14 protein-coding genes are annotated in these 17,772 nt (G+C 72.7%); 6 read left to right on the top strand and 8 right to left on the bottom strand.

Annotated elements, in window-relative coordinates; genetic code table 11:
• Positions 1–8 precede the first annotated feature (8 nt).
• From RLT58_RS30490 to RLT58_RS30470, 5 genes are all read right to left on the bottom strand, one after another.
• Complete coding sequence (locus tag RLT58_RS30490) at positions 9–920, bottom strand: hypothetical protein (RefSeq protein ID WP_311313572.1); 912 nt, start codon at positions 918–920, stop codon at positions 9–11.
• Between the two features lie 118 nt (positions 921–1,038).
• Positions 1,039–2,565, bottom strand: a complete 1,527-nt coding sequence (locus tag RLT58_RS30485) for a hypothetical protein (RefSeq protein ID WP_311313571.1) — start codon at positions 2,563–2,565, stop codon at positions 1,039–1,041.
• Positions 2,566–2,682: 117 nt separating this feature from the next.
• Positions 2,683–6,312: a hydantoinase B/oxoprolinase family protein gene (locus RLT58_RS30480; protein ID WP_311313570.1), complete on the bottom strand. Its 3,630-nt coding sequence runs from the start codon at positions 6,310–6,312 to the stop codon at positions 2,683–2,685.
• 147 nt (positions 6,313–6,459) lie between these two features.
• A complete protein-coding gene (locus tag RLT58_RS30475) occupies positions 6,460–7,881 on the bottom strand; it encodes a HEAT repeat domain-containing protein (RefSeq protein WP_311313569.1) in 1,422 nt (473 codons plus the stop codon).
• Between the two features lie 238 nt (positions 7,882–8,119).
• A complete protein-coding gene (locus RLT58_RS30470; RefSeq protein WP_311313568.1) occupies positions 8,120–8,512 on the bottom strand; it encodes an ankyrin repeat domain-containing protein in 393 nt (130 codons plus the stop codon).
• Positions 8,513–8,825: 313 nt separating this feature from the next.
• Here RLT58_RS30470 and RLT58_RS30465 point away from each other — a divergent pair, with 313 nt between their 5' ends.
• Positions 8,826–9,020, top strand: a complete 195-nt coding sequence (locus RLT58_RS30465; RefSeq protein ID WP_018103962.1) for a hypothetical protein — start codon at positions 8,826–8,828, stop codon at positions 9,018–9,020.
• A gap of 38 nt (positions 9,021–9,058) precedes the next feature.
• A complete protein-coding gene (locus RLT58_RS30460; RefSeq protein ID WP_311313567.1) occupies positions 9,059–10,651 on the top strand; it encodes a P-loop NTPase family protein in 1,593 nt (530 codons plus the stop codon).
• 59 nt (positions 10,652–10,710) lie between these two features.
• Here RLT58_RS30460 and RLT58_RS30455 read toward each other — a convergent pair whose 3' ends face one another.
• Positions 10,711–12,210 (bottom strand): SCO1417 family PLP biosynthesis transcription factor, encoded by a 1,500-nt coding sequence (locus RLT58_RS30455; protein WP_311313566.1) that lies wholly within the window; start codon positions 12,208–12,210, stop codon positions 10,711–10,713.
• A 102-nt stretch (positions 12,211–12,312) separates the two neighbouring features.
• On the opposite strand from RLT58_RS30455, the gene RLT58_RS30450 reads away from it, so the two are divergent.
• From RLT58_RS30450 to RLT58_RS30435, 4 genes are all read left to right on the top strand, one after another.
• Positions 12,313–12,975, top strand: coding sequence for a membrane protein YczE (locus RLT58_RS30450; RefSeq protein ID WP_311313565.1), 663 nt, complete (start codon positions 12,313–12,315; stop codon positions 12,973–12,975).
• A complete protein-coding gene (locus RLT58_RS30445) occupies positions 12,972–13,736 on the top strand; it encodes a glycerophosphodiester phosphodiesterase family protein (RefSeq protein WP_311313564.1) in 765 nt (254 codons plus the stop codon). The genes RLT58_RS30450 and RLT58_RS30445 overlap by 4 nt, the downstream gene beginning before the upstream one ends.
• Positions 13,737–13,784: 48 nt before the next feature.
• Positions 13,785–15,149 carry an MFS transporter gene (locus tag RLT58_RS30440; protein ID WP_311313563.1) on the top strand — a complete coding sequence of 455 codons (1,365 nt, stop codon included), beginning with the start codon at positions 13,785–13,787 and terminating at the stop codon, positions 15,147–15,149.
• Between the two features lie 274 nt (positions 15,150–15,423).
• The gene (locus RLT58_RS30435; RefSeq protein WP_003959706.1) at positions 15,424–15,798 is read left to right on the top strand and encodes an RNA polymerase-binding protein RbpA; all 375 of its coding nucleotides are present in this window, start codon (positions 15,424–15,426) and stop codon (positions 15,796–15,798) included.
• A gap of 92 nt (positions 15,799–15,890) precedes the next feature.
• Here RLT58_RS30435 and fxsA read toward each other — a convergent pair whose 3' ends face one another.
• Positions 15,891–16,463, bottom strand: coding sequence for an FxsA family membrane protein (gene fxsA, locus RLT58_RS30430; RefSeq protein WP_311313562.1), 573 nt, complete (start codon positions 16,461–16,463; stop codon positions 15,891–15,893).
• A 56-nt stretch (positions 16,464–16,519) separates the two neighbouring features.
• A complete protein-coding gene (locus RLT58_RS30425; RefSeq protein WP_311313561.1) occupies positions 16,520–17,287 on the bottom strand; it encodes a polyprenol monophosphomannose synthase in 768 nt (255 codons plus the stop codon).
• Positions 17,288–17,772 lie beyond the last annotated feature (485 nt).

Below are 17,772 nucleotides of genomic sequence, written 5' to 3'. Positions count from 1 at the left end.
GGCGGTGGTCAGCCGTGGAACGGCAGGCCGGCGTCGGCCGCCAGCCCCTGGTCGTCGGGGTCGGGGGGCGGCAGCAGGGTCGCCGAGCCGTCGGTGACGGCCACCACGCCCAGTTCGAGGAGTTCGGCCATGGCGGCGCTGCCCGCCATGTCGCGGACCTGGAGCTGGTAGCGGGCGGTGGTCCGGTAGGCGCCTCCGGAGTCGTCGCCGGTGCGCTGGAGGAAGCCCGAGTCGGTGAGGAAGGCGACGGCCTTGCCGACGATGCCGGTGGTGGATCCGGCCAGCCGCCGGGCGTCCTTGGTGGCCCCGGTGGCGCTGCGCCGGGCGTAGACCCGCCAGCCCGCCTCCAGGCCGGGTGCGTCGGTGGCGGGGTCGGTGTTGTCGCCGTGTTCCTCGGCGCGCTCCTCCAGGCGGTGGCACGCCTGGCGGACGAACGCGTCGACGCCGTTGACCGTGATCCGGCCGATGTACGCGTCGTCGGCGAGGTCCTCGGGGCGGGGGAAGGCCAGTGCGGCGACGGCCAGGTGGGCGAGCCCGTGCAGGAAGCGGTCGGCGGAGTCCGACGAGGCGCGGCGGGCATAGTCGCCCATGCGGACGGCGAAGACCGAGTCCTCGCCCGCCGTGACGGCCATGCCTGCGCGGGTGGACACCTCCAGCACGACGAGGCCGAGGCCGGTGGCCACGGCGTCGGCGAGCCGGGCGAAGGGCGTCTCCTCGCGGTAGCGGCGCAGGAGTTCGGCGTACTCGGCGTCGCGGGCGGGCAGCAGCTTGGGCTGGAGTCCGAAGGCGACGAGCCGGGAGGCGTCGGCGGCGTCGGCCGGGGTGACGGCGGCGGCCGGTGCGGGCGTGGTGCGGTCGGCCGGGTGGGCGGCGGCCTGCTCGCTCCACGCGTCGGTGTGCTCTGCGCGGTGGTCGCTCACGACGGTCGCTCCTTGCTGCGGAAGGTCTGCGGTACGGGGCGGGCGGGCCGGGCCCCTGCGGCCGGCCCGGACGGGCGGGGCCGGGCGGCGGATCGCGCCGGCGTGGGCGGGGCCGTTCTCATGGCGTCTCCAAGCGGTCCGCCGCCATGCCGACCGCGTCCAGCAGGGCCGTGCCCACGATGAGGTCGGCGCCGCCGAACTCGTGGTCGTCGAGCGGGGTGCCGTCGTCCACGGAGAAGAGCAGGCGGCGCTCACCCTGGCGGTAGGCGGTGCCGACCGGGGGGCTCGCGGCGTGCACGGCCAGCAGCGCGACCAGATAGGGCAGCTCGGGGTCGCGTCTGCGGGCCTCGGCGAGGAGTCCGGACAGGCGGCGCGGCGCGTCGTGCTCCAGGTCGAGCAGTTCCATGGCGGCGGCCAGCTGCTCCTCGCTGAAGCGGCTGTCGTCCGGCGTGGCGATGAGATCGGGCTCGGGCATCTCGGCGCCCAGGTGCTCGCGCTCCAGGGGCGGGGTGAGCAGCATGTCGACCAGGTCGCCGACCCGTACGGAGGTGGGCGTGCGCAGGCCCGTGCCCTGGGCGAAGAACGCGTCGGTGGCCCGGATGCCCTGTTCGACGGGGAGCGGCAGCAGGGGGGCCAGCAGCTGCCCGTACAGGTCGAGGCCGGTGCGGGCGGCGGGTGCGGCGAAGGACTGCCGGTCCTGCTCGGCGCGGAAGAGCGGTCCGGCCTCCAGCAGCCGGGACTGCAGCTGGGTGTGGCGGCGGATGCAGTCCTTGACGATGTCGACCAGCTCGGCAGCGCGGCGCTTGTGCTCGGGGTCCTCGGCCTCGTCCCGGGCCTTGCGGATGTTGGTGAGGATCGCGTTCTCGTGGCGGTAGCGGTCGGCCACGTGGTCGAGGGCCTCGGCGATCATGTCGGGGACGGCGTTGAGCCAGTCGACCGCGCGGACGTTGCGCCGGGTGGCGTCGAGGGTCTTGCGGAGGGTCTCCGCGTACTGCACGGTCCGGTAACGGGCCTGCTCGGCGGCGAGTTGCGCGTCGGCGAGGCGGCCCCGGCTGATCAGGACCTCCAGCTTCACCTCGGCGGCGATCTGGGCGCTGGTGACGTCCGTGTCCAGGGCGCCGACCAGGACGTTGACCGCTTCGTCGGTGGCGCGCAGATAGACACTGCCGCCGTAGCCGGGGACTTCCTCGATGAGTTTGAAGTCGTAGTCGCGGCGGACGTAGACGCCGTCGGGGCCGAAGGTGCCGTAGACCGCGCGGAAGCCTCGGTCCACGCTTCCGACGTTGATCAGGTTCTCCAGCACCCAGCGGGCGACCCGTTCGTGCTCGGCGACCGGGCGGCGGGGGGCCTGCGCGGCGACGCGCGGGAGGAGTCTGGTCACTATCTGGTCGTGGTCGGCGCCGGTGTCGAAGTCCATGTTGAGCGTGACGAGGTCGATCGCCGCGAGGGCGACCTCGGCCATCGCGTAGACGGTGTACTCACCGGCGAGGTTCGCCTTGCGCACGTCGAGGTCGTGCAACGGCGCCGTGCAGGCGAGCGCGCGCAGCCGCCGCGACAGCCCCTCGTCGGCGGCCGGGCCCGGGGCGGGCCGCGGCCCCGCGCTGAGCTGGGGCGCAGCGTTGTCCGTGTAGGCAGGCGAAGTCACGCTGCACAGATTAGGTCCTCACACTGACAACGGTCGAAACGGCGCAGATGCGGCCGGTTGCCCCGGAGTCGGTCATGCGCCGTGGCGCGGGCCGTGCGGGCCCCGGCGGCCATGGTCTCAGCCGCTCGCCGGCTCCGGTGACGGGGCCCCGTATCCCCCGCCGCCGGGGGTGCGCAGGACGAGGACGTCACCGGCGGCGAGGTCGGCGCTGTCGCAGCCCTCGAGGGGGGTGCGGCCTCCGTCGGCCCGTTCGATGTGCTGGCTGCCCAGGGCGCCGGTGCCGCCGCCCGCCATGCCGTACGGGGGGACGCGGCGGTGTCCGGTGAGCAGGGCCACGGTGACCGGTTCGAGGAACCTGATGCGGCGCTCCACCCCGTTCCCGCCGTGCCAACGGCCCGCGCCCCCGCTGCCCTCCCGTACCCCGAAGCTCTCCAGGAGGACCGGATAGCGCCATTCGAGGATCTCGGGGTCGGTGAGCCGTGAGTTGGTCATATGAGTCTGCACGGCGTCGGTCCCGTCGAAGCCGTCGCCCGCGCCGGATCCGCTCGCCACGGTCTCGTAGTACTGCACCCGGTCGTTGCCGAAGGTGAGGTTGTTCATCGTGCCGGAGCCCTCCGCCTGGATGCCGAGGGCGGCGTACAGGGCCCCGGTGACGGCCTGCGAGGTCTCGACGTTGCCTGCGACGGTGGCGGCGGGATGGGCGGGCGCCAGCATCGAGCCCTCCGGGACCCTGATCTCCAGCGGGGTGAGGCAGCCGCTGTTGAGCGGGATGTCGTCGGCCACCAGGGTCCTGAAGACGTACAGCACGGCGGCCGTCACGACCGACTTGGGCGCGTTGAAGTTCCCGGGCTGCTGGGGCGAGGTGCCGGTGAAGTCGACCACCGCGCTGCGGGCCTCCCGGTCGACGGTGAGCGTCACCTCGATCACGGCACCGTTGTCGGTCTCGTAGCGGCAGGACCCGTCGTGCAGTCCGGCGATGATGCGGCGCACCGACTCCTCGGCGTTGTCCTGCACATGGCCCATGTAGGCGTCGACGGCGTCGGCGCCGAACTGCTCGACCATGGCGCGCAGTTCGGCGATGCCCTTCTCGTTGGCGGCGATCTGGGCGCGCAGGTCGGCGAGGTTGGTGTCGGGGTCGCGCGAGGGGTACGCGGCGGTGGTGAGCAGGGCGCGGGTCTCGGCCTCGCGGAAGGCGCCGTCCCGGACCAGCAGCCAGTTGTCGAAGAGGACCCCCTCCTCGTCGACGGTGCGGCTGAAGGCCGGCATGGAGCCGGGGGTGATGCCGCCGATCTCGGCGTGGTGACCGCGCGAGGCGACCAGGAACTTCAGGACGGAAGCGTCCCCGCTCTCGTCGAACACCGGCGTCACGACCGTGACATCGGGCAGATGCGTGCCCCCGTGGTACGGGTCGTTGATGGCGTACACGTCGCCGGGGCGCATGGTGTGCTCGTTGCGGTGCAGCACCTCCTTGATGGACTCGCCCATGGAGCCGAGGTGCACGGGGATGTGGGGCGCGTTGGCGATCAGGCTGCCGTGCGCGTCGAACAGCGCGCAGGAGAAGTCGAGCCGTTCCTTGATGTTGACGGAGCGGGCCGTGTTCTCCAGGCGCACGCCCATCTGCTCGGCGATGGACATGAAGAGGTTGTTGAAGACCTCCAGCATCACCGGGTCGACGCTGGTCCCCACGGCCTGCACGGCGGGGCGCGGGCGGGCGCGGGTCAGGACGAGGTGGCCGGTGGCGCCGAGGACGGCCTGCCAGCCCGGGTCGACGACGGTGGTGGCGTCGGCCTCCGCGACGACGGCCGGCCCGGTCACGGTGTCCGTGGTCCGGAGATCGGCCCGGCGGTGCAGCGGGGCGTCCTGCCACCGGCCGTCCGCGAACATCCTGGCCGTGTCGTGGGGGCGCGGCGTGGTCGCCCCCTCCCCGTCGCTCTCGGCGGGCCGCAGGGTGGCGTGCTCCCCCGCCGTCCCGGTGGCCTCGACGGAGACGGTCTCCACGACCAGCGGCCGGTCCATGGTGAAGCCGTAGCGGGTGCGGTGCTCGTCCGTGAAGGCCTTGGTCATGGCGGCCTCGGTGTCCAGGGCGACGGGAAGACTCGCATCGGTGCCCTCGTACCGCAGGAGGACCCGGGCGCGGGTGCTGATCGCGCTGTCGGGGACGCCGTCGGCGCGCAGGTCGTCCGAGGTACGGCCGGCGAGGCCGTCGCAGAGCTCCCCCACCCGGCTGCGGGTCGCGGTGTCGAGCACGGCCTCCACGGACTGCTCGCGCATCGCGGTGGCATCGGCGAGCCCGATGCCGTACGCGGAGAGCACCCCGGCCAGCGGGGGCACGAGGACCGTGTCGATGCCGAGGGCGTCGGCGACGGCGCAGACGTGCTGGCCGCCCGCGCCGCCGAAGCCGGTGAGGGCGTAGCGGGTGATGTCGTGGCCGCGCTGCACGGAGATCTTCTTGACCGCGTTGGCCATGGACAGGACGGCGATCTCCAGGAATCCGGCCGCGGTCTCGGCGGCGGTGCGCCGGGTGCCGGTGGCCCGGGCGACCTCGTCGGCGAGTTCCTCGAAGCGTTCGCGCACGATGTCCGCGTCCAGTGGCCGGTCGCCGTCCGGCCCGAAGACGGCGGGGAAGTGCGCGGGCCTGATCCGGCCCAGCATCACCTGGGCGTCGGTGACGGTCAGCGGTCCGCCCCTGCGGTAGCAGGCCGGGCCCGGTACGGCTCCGGCCGAGTCGGGGCCCACCCGGTAGCGCCGGCCGTCGAAGTGCAGGACGGAGCCGCCGCCTGCCGCGACGGTGTGGATGTTCATCATCGGGACGCGCATGCGGGCGCCCGCCACCTCGGTGCCCAGTTCGCGTTCGAACTCGCCCGCGTAGTGCGAGACGTCGGTGGAGGTGCCGCCCATGTCGAAGCCGATGACCCGGTCGTGTCCCGCCTGGGCGGAGGTGCGGACCATGCCGACGACGCCGCCTGCGGGCCCGGAGAGCACCGAGTCCTTGCCCCGGAAGTGCGCGGCCTCCCGCAGGCCTCCGTTGGACTGCATGAACATCAGCCGGATGCCCGGGAGTTCGGCGGCGACCGAGTCGACGTACCGCCGCAGGATCGGCGAGAGGTAGGCGTCGACGACGGTGGTGTCGCCGCGCGGCACCAGCTTGATCAGCGGGCTGACCTCGTGGGAGCAGCTGATCTGGGTGAAGCCCGCCGCCTCGGCCTCGGCGGCGACCGCCTGCTCGTGGGCGGGGTGGCGGTAGCCGTGCATCAGGACGACGGCGGCGCTGCTCAGCCCGTCGGCCCGGGCGGCGCGCAGCCGCTCGGCCACGGCGTCACGGTCCAGGGGGGTGACGGTCCGGCCGTGGGCGTCGATGCGCTCGGGGACCTCGATCACCCGGTCGTACACGGCCTCCGGGAGCAGGATGCGGCGGTCGAAGAGACGGGGGCGGTTCTGGTACGCGATGCGCAGGGCGTCCCGGAAGCCCTCGGTGACGACGAGTACGGTCGGCTCGCCGCGCCGCTCCAGCAGGGCGTTGGTGGCGACGGTGGTGCCCATCTTCACGGCGGCGACCCGGTCGGCGGGGACGGGTTCGTCCGGCTCCAGCTCCAGCATCAGGCGGATTCCGGCCACGGCGGCGTCCCGGTAGCGGTCCGGGTCGTGCGAGAGGAGCTTGCGGGTGACGAGTCGCCCGTCGGGGCGTCGGCCCACCACATCGGTGAACGTGCCGCCACGGTCGATCCAGAACTCCCAGCGCCCGGTCATGCCCCCATAGTGGCGTGCCGTCGGGCGAACGGGGAACAGGGCGCGGCCCGGATCCGGGCGTCGGCGCCGGTCCCGGCGGACGGTGGGCCGGGCGGTGGAAACGGCGCGCCCCCGACGCGCTGCGTTCCCGAGGTGGTGCGGTGGCGGTCAGACCGCCGGTGCGTCCGGTCCGATCCTGCTGCGTACGGCGGACTGCACCTCGGCCTCCTCGGCCGGATCCGCGGCCAGCCGGCGCAGGCGCTCGGCCACCCTGATGTCGCCGGTCTCGGCGTGGCGTGCGGCGACCTCGCGGGTCGTCTCCTCGCAGTCCCACAGGCACTCGACGGCGAATCCGGTGGCGAAGGAGGGGTCGGTGGCGGCGAGGGCCCTGGCGGCCCGGCCGCGCAGATGGGAGGAGGACGTCTCGCGGTAGACGTGGCGCAGGACGGGGGCGGCGCAGGCGATGCCGAGCCGTCCGGTGCCGTCGACCAGGGGCCACAGACGGGGCGCGTCCGGTCCGTCGCCGCGTACGGCGTCGCGCAGGGCGCCGAGGACCAGCGGGGCGTCCTGTGCGCCGCCGCGTCCGGCGAGCACGCCGGCTGCCGAGGCACCGAGGGCGTCGGGCCGCCGGGCCCAGCGGCGCGCCCGGTCCACGGCGGCGTCGCCGCACATCCGCTCGAAGGCGGCGACGGACGCGTCGGCCACGGTGCGCGAGGCGTCGCAGGCCCCGGCCTCGATCAGGTCGAGCACGACGGGGTCACGGACCTCGGCGGCGAGATAGTGCAGGGCGGCACAGCGGGCGCCTTCCGGGCCGCTGCGGGCGGCCTCGACGATCACGGGCCGGTCCTCGGGTCCCGCGACGGCGGAGAGGCACCGGGCGGCGGGCACGTGGAGGGCGCTGCCGCGGCCGAGCCCTTCCTCGGCCCAGTCGAAGACGGCCTGGACGCTCCAGCCGGGGCGGGGCCCGCCGGGTCGCATCTGGCGCTGCCAGCGGTCGAAGGAGCCCTGCTCCGACGCGGCGCGCACGCGGGCGCCGACGGCCGGGCGGGGGTCGTCGGCCCAGAGGCGCCAGGGGCGGGGCTCGAAGGCGTCGCGCACGGTGGCGGCGAGCTCGGCGCGGCCCTCGGCGTCCTCGGGGAAGCGGGCGAGCACGGGCTCGGCGAGGGAGCGCAGCCCGGCGTCGTCGTCGCGCAGCGCCAGCTCGTCCAGCGCCCAGGCCCAGTTGGAGCCGGTCGCGGCGTAGCGCCGCAGCAGGGCCAGCGCGTCGTCCCGTCCGTACGAGGCGAGGTGGCCGAGCACCGCCAGGGCGAGGCCGGTCCGCGAGTCGTCGGTGTCGAGGTGGTCGTCGGGATCGCACAGATGCCGCTCGATCTCCTCGATGCCGCCGTCGAGATCGAGGTACAGGCGTGCGTAGTAGAGGGAGCGGTTCTCGACCTGCCAGTCGTGGCGGGGATCGCTCAGGACGCAGTGGTTGAGAGCCGCCAGGGCCTCGGGGCGCGGTGCGGCGAGTGCGTGGAGCGTGCCGTCGCCGCGGCCCCTCTGCAGCAGGCCGAGCAGGGTGCCGCTCGGCGCTATGAACGGATCGAACATGGGGAAAGCCTCACATCAAGCTGTCGACGCAACCGGGACTGTGCAGTTCCACGTGCCGGGTGGGCACACGGGGACGGGACGTCCCCTAGGCCGCGCAGCAACATGATCGGCCGACCGCCGTCTTCCGCCTGGTGTAGACCATCTTCCTCTGCCTCTCGTCGGGTGGCCCGGATCGGGCCCGCGACGTCATGATGACCCAGCCATTTCGCCACCGCGACCACATTTACGGCGAACCCGTTCAGCGGGCGCCGAAGAGTTCCAGCAGGTCGGCCTTGCCGAACATGCGCGCCGTGTCCAGCGCGGAGGGTGTTCCGGCGGCCGGGTCGGCCCCCGCGTCGAGCAGGGCGCGGATCACCGCGTCCTCCCCCTTGAAGACCGCTCCCGCCAGGGGGGTCTGACCCCGGTCGTTGGCCCGGTCCGGGTCGGCGCCGCGGGCGACGAGAGCCGTGACCGCGGGGGCGTGCCCGTGGTAGGCGGCGAGCATCAGCAGCGAGTCGCCCCGGTCGTTGGTGAGGTTCGCGGGGACGCCGGCGTCGACGTAGGCCGCGAGCGTGCCGGTGTCACCGCCGCGTGCCAGGTCGAAGACCTTGGTCGCCAGCTCCACCACCTCGGGATCAGGGGTTTCGCTCATCGGGGGGACCGCCTTCCGTTAACCGTTCGCGCCGCTGCCCGCGCGCCGGGACGTGCGCTGCGGGGCCGTACGAGTGAATCGACAGGGTACTGCCAGGGCGGGCACATGACCCGGGCCACCCATGGCAAAGGATTACCTCGGGTGACGGCGGAGGGGCATGCGCCGCCGAAAACCCCTCCCGGCCACGCCTTCCCGTCCCCCAGTCCAGTGAAAAAACAGCTTATTCACCCAATTGCAGCTTTTATCATATAGATACTTCCGGTGACCCTGGAAGGACTCATGGTGACTGTCCCCCCAACCAGGAGAACCACTCATGATCCTTTCCATGTCAGGCGTCGTCATCCTCGGCATCATCGTCTTCCTGTTCTTCAGGAAGGACGGCCTCAAGGCGTCGCACGCCCTCGTCACCGCCCTGTTCGGCTTCTACCTGGCCGGCACCGCCATCGCACCGAGCATCACCGCGGGCGGAGCGAGCCTCGCCGGCCTCTTGGGCGGGATCAAGTTCTGACCCTCCGGTACCGCTCCCACCCCCATCAGGAGACAGACGTGGCCCGGCGACCACTCCCCCGCATTCTGAGCAGCGGCAGCGCTTCGATCACTCGCAGTCGCGAGTTCGCGCGCACGGCCGCCGACAGCGCCACCGACGTGCTCCATCCGCTGATCACGGTCACCCGTGGTCTGCGGCTGCTGGCCGGTGCAGGACGGCAGAAGTGGGCCGCGACGCCCAAGGACCGGCGTGGTCCCACGCTGTTCCTCGTCGCGGCCTGCGTGCTCGTGGTCGCGCTCATCCCGTACGGGCCGCTGCTGGCCCTCGTCATGGTGATGGGCGCCGCCGCATGGAAGGGACGGGAACGCACCCCCGTCAGGACCGGCCCCGACGAGGCGGAGACGGGGCGCCTGCAGGCCCTGTACGAGGCGCTCGTGCCGTACTTCTCCGCGGCCGAGGACCCCAGTCCGCTGTTCACCCACGGCGGCGACTGGGAGAAGGTCTTCAGCGGCTTCGAGTTCGACGGCGACGGCCGCGTCTCCCGGCTCCAGATCACGTACCCCGCCTACTTCACCGACAGCGAGGCCGAGTCCCGCGCCCGCATCGAGCAGTTGCTGCACGCCAAGTCGGGGCGCGGCCGGGAGTACCACTTCAGCTGGGACGAGGAGGGCAACCGGCTCGTCATGACCGTCCTGGACGCCCTGCCCACCTCCGTCACCGCCCAGCGCTTCGTCACCGCCCCCGGGGAGACCGTCCTCGGCTTCACGGACGACGGCGCGGTGCAGCGCACCCTGCCGGTGAGCGACGGCGACGAGACCCGCGACGCCCCCGGTGTCGTCTGGCGCACCGGCGCCCGCTCCACCGAACCGCATCTGCTCATCGCCGGACAGCCCGGCAGCGGCACCACCACCCTGCTGCGCTCCATCGCCCTCCAGACGCTCCAGCACGGAGACATCCTGATCATCGAGGGCAGCGGCACCGGCGAGTACGCCTGCTTCACCGGGCGCGAAGGCGTGCTGGCCGTCGAGTGCGGGCTCGCCGGAGCGCTGTCGACCCTGGAGTGGGCGGCCAACGAGACGGAGCGCCGGCTGATCGAGGCCAACCGGGCCCGGCAGGCGGGCGACAGTGTCCCCGAGGACACCCGGCGCCCGCTCTGGATCCTGCTGGACCGCCCCAGCGTGCTCGGCCACCTCGCGGCCGCCGACGGCGGGCCCGACCCGCAGGAGCTGCTCCAGGTCCCGCTGCGGCACGGCCGGGCGGCCAACGTCACGGTGGTCATGACCGAGCAGTTCGACAGCCTGGACGGCCTGAGCGACACCGTCCGCACGCACACCAGGGCCCGGGTGGTGCTCGGCCAGTGCTCCCCCGCCCAGGTCGAGGCCGTGCTCGGCACCGGGCCGCACACCACGCCGACCCCGCAGGTCCCGCCCGGCCGGGGGTACGCCCGGCTCGGCACCGGCCCTGTCCTGCGCCTCCAGGTGCCGGCCACGCCCGATCCGTACGACGACGCGACCAGCGAGGCCCAGCGGCAGGCAGTGCTCGGCCTGCTGCCGGAGCGCCGGACCGCGATCGAGGCGAGCGCGCCCGAGCCGGTGATGGCCCAGACCGTGGCCGCGTCCGTCGCCGTGGAGAGTGTGGCCGTCGCCGACTGACGGCACGAAGGCAAGGGGGCCCGGGGACCATCTGGTCCCCGGGCCCCCTTGCGGTCCGCTCAGGCCACGAAGGTCCGGGGCGCCTCCGCGCCGGCGCCGGCCCCCGAGCCGACGAGGCGGGCGGCGGCCGCGAGGCGCTGGGCGGCCTCCTCCGCGACCGGTCCGCCGACCGTGAACGGCAGCCGTACGTATCCCTCGAACGCGCCGTCCACCCCGAACCTCGGCCCGGACGGCACCCGCACCCCGACCTGCTCCCCGGCCACCGCGAGCCGGGACCCGGACAGGCCGCCGGTGCGCACCCAGAGCGTGAGCCCGCCGTGCGGGACGGCGAACTCCCAGTCCGGCAGTTCCCTGCGCACGGCGGCGACGAGCGCGTCCCGGTTGTCGCGGGCCTGCTCCCGGCGGATCTGGACGGCCTGCTCCCAGCCGCCGGTCCGCATCAGCCAGTTGACGGCCAGCTGTTCGAGGACGGGGGTGCCCATGTCGGCATAGGCGCGGGCGGCCACCAGGCTGCGGATCACATCGGGGGCGGCGCGCACCCAGCCGATCCGCATCCCGGCCCAGAACGCCTTGCTGGCCGAGCCCACGGTGAGCACCGTGCTGCCGCCCGGGTCGAAGGCGCAGACCGGGCGCGGCATCCGGGCGTCGTCGTCGAGGTACAGCTCGATCATCGTCTCGTCGACGACCAGGACCGTGCCCGCCGAGCGGGCGGCGTCCACCAGGGCGCGCCGGCGGTCCTCGTCGGCCAGGGCCCCGGTGGGGTTGTGGAAGTCCGCGACGACGTACGCGAGGCGGGGGGCCGCGTCCCGCAGCACCTGGCGCCACCGGTTCATGTCCCAGCCGCCTAGTCCCTCCTCCATGGCCACGGGGACGAGACGGGCGCCCGCCTCCCGCATCAGCTGGAGGATGTTGGCGTAGCTGGGCGACTCCACCGCGATGCGTTCGCCGCGGCCGGCGAAGAGGTGGCAGATCGCGTCGATCGCGCCCATGGCGCCGGTGGTGACCATGATCTGTTCGGGCATCGTGGCGATGCCCCGCTCGGTGTAGCGGTCGGCGATCATCTGCCGCAGCGCGGGGAGCCCGGCCGGGTAGTCGCCGTGGGTGTGCGCGTACGGGGCGAGCTCCTCCAGGGCGCCCTGGACGGCCCGGGTGAGCCAGGGTTCGGGCGCGGGCAGCGAGGCGCAGCCGAGGTCGATCATCGATCCGAGCGCCTCGGGCGGCAGCGGCTCCAGCCCCCGGGCGGGCAGCGGGTTGCCGGCCGGGACGGCCGTCCAGCTGCCGGCGCCGCGCCGGGACTCCAGGAAGCCTTCGGCCCGCAGCGCCTCGTAGGCCGCGGCGACCGTCGTACGGCTGACGGAGAGGGCCAGCGCGAGTTCGCGTTCGGCGGGGAGCCGGGCGGCGACCGGGACCCGGCCCTCCAGGACGAGCAGCCGGACCCCGTCGGCGAGCGCACGATAGGCGGGCGGCTTACGGATGCCGGGGCCCAGGGGCCGGGGCTGCTGGGCGTTGAGCTGCCGGGCCAGCTGGGCCGCCCCGACCGCCGAAGTCCACTGCGCCATGAAAATCAGTCCACCTTCCTCGGATTGGCCATGGTTGGTGGCCGATCCACCGCCACAGAGTGACATGGAGCAGTCCAACACCACCACACCAGGGGGCACCACTTGTCCATCACCGCCGCCCCGCGCGGAGCACACCTCACCCGACGGCTGGTCCAGCTGTACGCCGGACTGGCGCTGTACGGGGCCAGTTCGGCCCTGCTGGTCGCCGCCGGCCTGGGTCTCGAACCCTGGGGTGTGCTGCACCAAGGGCTCGCGGAGCTCACGGGCATCAGCATCGGGGTCGTCTCGATCATCGTGGGCGCGGTGGTGCTGCTGCTGTGGGTCCCCATGCGGCAGCGGCCGGGTCTGGGCACGGTCTCCAACGTCTTCGCCGTCGGCCTCGCGATGGACGGCACGCTCGCCCTCGTCCCCGAGGTGCACGGCCTTGCCGCGCGGGGAGCGGTCATGGCGGCGGGGATCGTGCTGAACGGCGTCGCGACCGGGCTGTACATCACCGCCCGGTTCGGCCCCGGACCGCGCGACGGCCTGATGACCGGGCTGCATGCGCGGACGGGCCGCTCGGTCCGGCTGGTCCGCACGGCGATCGAGGTGGCGGTCGTGGTCACCGGCTTCCTGCTCGGCGGCTCCCTCGGAGTGGGCACGGTCCTGTACGCCCTGGCCATCGGCCCGCTCGCCCAGTTCTTCCTGCGCGTCTTCGCGATCCCAGGCGACGGCCGCCCCGCGGTCGCCGGCCGGACACCCGGGCAGGCCATACTGCGGCGGTGACTTCCGTACGCCACCCCTATCTGGACCACCCCGCCCCGCTCGCGTTCGCCCACCGGGGCGGGGCGGCGGACGGGATCGAGAACACGGCGGCCGCGTTCCGCCGGGCCGCCGACGCCGGGTACCGCTACTTCGAGACCGATGTGCACGCCTCGTCGGACGGCCGGCTGGTGGCCTTCCACGACGCCACACTGGACCGGGTGACGGACTCCCGGGGGCGGATGGCGGAGCTGCCGTGGAGCGAGATACGGCGGGCCAGGGTGGCCGGCCGCGAGCCGCTGCCGCTGTTCGAGGAACTGCTGGAGGCGTTCCCCCAGGCCCGCTGGAACGTCGACATCAAGGCGCCGGCCGCCCTGGAGCCGCTGGTGGAGCTGATCCGCCGGACGAACTCCTTCGACCGGGTGTGCGTCGGTTCGTTCTCCGAGGCGCGGGTGGCCCGGGCGCACCGGCTGGGCGGCCCGCGCCTCGCCACCTCCTACGGGGTGCGCGGGGTCGTCGGGCTGCGGCTGCGGTCCTACGGCATCCCGGCAGCGCTGCGGGCCGGAGCCGTCTGCGCACAGGTCCCGGAGAGCCAGGGCGGCATCCGGGTCGTGGACCGGCGCTTCGTGCGCCAGGCCCATGCGCGCGGGCTCCAGGTGCATGTCTGGACGGTCAACGAACCGGAACGGATGGCGGCGCTCCTGGACCTCGGTGTGGATGGCATCATGACCGATCACATCGAGACGCTGCGCACGGTGCTGAACGAGCGGGGGGCCTGGGCCTGACGCCCGGCCCGGTGACGTCTCCACGGGGAGAGACGAGGGGGGTGCGGCGTGAGCGCCGAGACCGCGGACACCACTGAACCGACGGACGGCACGGCCGGTCCCGGCGACCGGCGACGGGAGCAGCGCGGCTGGTACTTCTACGACTTCGCCTGCTCGGTCTACTCGACGAGCGTGCTCACGGTGTTCCTCGGGCCGTATCTGACGTCGGTCGCCAAGTCCGCGGCCGACGCGGACGGATTCGTCCATCCGCTGGGCATCCCGGTCCGCGCCGGATCGCTGTTCGCGTACTCGGTGTCGGTCTCGATCGTCCTCGCGGTGGTCCTGATGCCGGTCGCGGGCGCCGCGGCCGACCGTACGGGCCGCAAGAAGCCGCTGCTGGCCGCCGCGGCCTACACGGGTGCCACCGCGACGGCCGCGATGTTCTTCCTGGACGGCGACCGCTATCTGCTGGGCGCCTTTCTGCTCATCGTGGCGAACGCCGCGATATCCGTGTCGATGAGCCTCTACAACGCCTATCTGCCGCAGATCGCCGAGCCGGACGAGCGCGACGCGGTCTCCTCGCGGGGCTGGGCCTTCGGCTACACATCGGGGGCGCTGGTCCTCGTCCTCAATCTGATCCTCTACACGGGCCACGACTCCTTCGGACTGTCCGAGTCGGACGCCGTGCGCATCTGCCTGGCCTCGGCCGGCGTCTGGTGGGGCGCCTTCACCGTCGTACCGCTGCGCCGGCTGCGCGACCGGAAGGCCGCGCCGGGCGGTGACGGGGCGGTCGGCTCGGGATGGCGGCAGCTGAGGGCGACCCTGCGCGACATGCGCCGCCATCCGCTGACCCTGTCCTTCCTGCTGGCCTACCTCATCTACAACGACGGCGTGCAGACCGTGATCTCCCAGGCGTCCGTCTACGGCTCGGAGGAGCTGGACCTCGACCAGACGACGCTGATCACCGCGGTGCTGCTGGTGCAGATCCTGGCGGTGGCCGGGGCCCTGGGCATGGGGCGGCTGGCCCGGGTGTACGGCGCGAAGCGCACGATCCTGGGGTCCCTGGTCATCTGGACGCTGATCCTCTTCGCCGGGTACTTCCTGCCCGCCGGCTCGCCGGTCTTCTTCTACGCGCTGGCCGCGGCGATCGGACTGGTCCTCGGCGGCAGCCAGGCGCTGTCCCGCTCGCTGTTCTCGCATCTGGTGCCGCGCGGCAAGGAGGCCGAGTACTTCTCCGCGTACGAGATGAGCGACCGCGGGCTGAGCTGGCTGGGGCCACTGGTGTTCGGTCTCGCGTATCAGCTGACGGGAAGCTACCGGGATGCGATCATCTCGCTGTTGATCTTCTTCGTGGCCGGTTCCGTACTGCTCGCGCGGGTCCCGGTACGGCAGGCTGTGCTGGCTGCCGGAAATCCCGTTCCTGAACGGATTTAGACGTTGAAGTAAAAGGCCGGTAGTGTACGCCTTTGGCCTGCCCGGAGGACCGTTACTGCGAGTGGAAGACTCCAAACCGTTGGGTGACAACTTCTGCCAAGTGTGACAAACCGGGCATTGGCGGGTACGTGAACCCAGGGAAACCTGAAAATGCAGCGGCACGACGGGCGACGCATGACCGGCAACGGGAATCTTTGCCGCCGACCGGACGTTGACCGGATGACGACGACAGCGACACCTGTCCTGTGGGCGACAAGCCCGGGAGGCACGATTCATGAGTGAGCGAGCTCTCCGCGGCACGCGACTCGTGGTTACCAGCTACGAGACGGACCGCGGCATCGATCTGGCCCCGCGCCAGGCGGTGGAGTACGCATGCCAGAACGGACATCGATTTGAGATGCCGTTCTCGGTAGAGGCGGAAATTCCGCCGGAGTGGGAGTGCAAGGCGTGTGGCGCCCAGGCACTCCTGGTGGACGGGGATGGCCCCGAGGAGAAGAAGGGCAAGCCTGCGCGTACGCACTGGGACATGCTCATGGAGCGGCGCACACGCGAGGAGCTGGAGGAGGTGCTGGCCGAGAGGCTGGCGGTTCTGCGCTCCGGAGCCATGAACATTGCCGTGCATCCGCGGGACAGCAGGAAGTCTGCCTGACCGCGCAGTACCGCACCGATACAGAGCCGCGGGCCGCGACACGTTGTGTGTCGCGGCCCGCGGCTCTGTCGTGTCCTGCGGCTCTCACTTCTTCACGGCGTCAACGGCGGGCGCGGCTCGTCGTCCGGGCGGGTGGGTTCGTCGCGGATGACCTCCCCCTGGACGACCTTTCCGTCCGGGCGGTGGATCCGGGACTGCTGGAAGGCGTCCGAGAAGCCGCCGGGGGCGGCCGCGCTCATCCGCCGTTCGAGCGAACGTTCCGCGTACCTGCTGAGCGCCGAGCGGACCGGCGGGACCAGGAGCACCAGCCCGGCCACGTCCGAGATCATCCCCGGAATCATGATCAGCAGCCCGCCGAGCATCAGGAAGCCGTTGCCCCTGCTGGACGGGACGGGTGCGGCACCGCTCGCACCCGGCTGTCCGGGCATCCGCTGGAGCGTCTCGGTGAGATTGCGGAAGGCCCGGCGGCCCGCCCGCTTCATCACCACGGCACCGAGGACCACCCCGGCAGCCAGGAGCAGCAGGACGGTGAACCCGCCCGCGACGTCCGCCACCACGGTGAGCAGCCAGATCTCCAGCACCGCCCAGGCGGCGATGGCCAGAGGTACGAAGGTCCGGGCGCGGGAGCGCTTGCGGGCGGTCGGGGGCGGTGTGCCGGTCGTCATGCCCCCAGTGTGCCTGGACCGGCGTCCGTACGCGGTAAGGGGGTGACCCGCCCGCGTCAGGGCGTACGGCGGCCGAGCACCCGGTTCGTCCGCGTGGTGACACCCCAGGCCGTCACGCGCCACAGCGCCTCGACGAGGATGTCCCGGCTCATCTTGGAGTCGCCGGCCTCCCGGTCCACGAAGGTGATCGGGACCTCCACCACGTGGTAGCCGGCCTCGACCGCCCGGCGGGCCAGGTCGACCTGGAAGCAGTAGCCCTGCGAGGCGACCTCGTCGAGGCCGATGCCCTGCAGGGTCTCGGTGCGGAAGGCCCGGTAGCCACCGGTGACGTCCCGCGTCCGCAGACCGAGCATCAGCCGGGAGTAGGTGCTGCCGCCGCGGGAGATGATCTCGCGGGACTTGGGCCAGTTGACCACCCGGCCGCCCGGGACCCAGCGGGAGCCGAGCACCAGGTCGGCACCCTTGAGCGCGGTGAGCAGCCGGGGCAGTTCCTCGGGCTGGTGGGAGCCGTCCGCGTCCATCTCGACGAGGACGCCGTAGTCGTGGTCCATGCCCCAGCGGAAGCCGGCGAGATAGGCCGCGCCGAGGCCCTCCTTGCCCTTGCGGTGCAGGACGTGGACCTGGTCGTCGACCGCGGCCAGTTCGTCGGCGAGCTTGCCCGTGCCGTCGGGGCTGTTGTCGTCGGCGACGAGGATGTCGGCCTCCGGCACGGCGGCGCGCACCCGGCTGACGATCGGCTTGATGTTCTCGGCCTCGTTGTAGGTCGGAATGATCACCAAGGCTCTGCCGAGCGGGCCGTACTGCCTCTGACCGCCGTCGTTCACTTACTGCCCCTTACGTCCGTACGCAGATGCACACCATATCGAGCGCGGCGGGGCCGCAGACCGACCCGGTCGGGTGGCGGGGAAAGCGGCGGCGGACAGAAGCGCGGAAGTGCGGACAGAACTACGGATGGGGGCCCGGCGTCCTTCGGGCCGACCTGGGACCCGCCGGCTGCGGGTCGACCTAGAGCCGTTGTCTACTGAACGTCCGGGCCCCACCCGGGTCGCACCCTCCGTCCGGCTGAAACCTTCCCTCGCCCCCGAGGCGCGGGCGCTGAACCTGGCTGTCAGTGGTGGCGCGCCGGTGCGGCACACCACCCCATGACCCAGCGGCGTTCGACGACTGCGTGGAGGTTTAACCGGTCGGACGTCCTGTGGTGGACTCGGCCGAACCTACCGGCCCATGGCCGCATTCTGTCAATAGTTGCCTGACCTGCATCGTTTACCGAACTTGCCTGGTCAGTACTGAAGATCCCCAGGTGACGGGA

This window comes from Streptomyces sp. ITFR-16 (assembly GCF_031844705.1).
GTDB lineage: Bacteria > Actinomycetota > Actinomycetes > Streptomycetales > Streptomycetaceae > Streptomyces.
The sequence above is the reverse complement of the archived record's forward strand: the minus strand, read 5'-3'. Positions and strand labels throughout refer to the sequence as shown.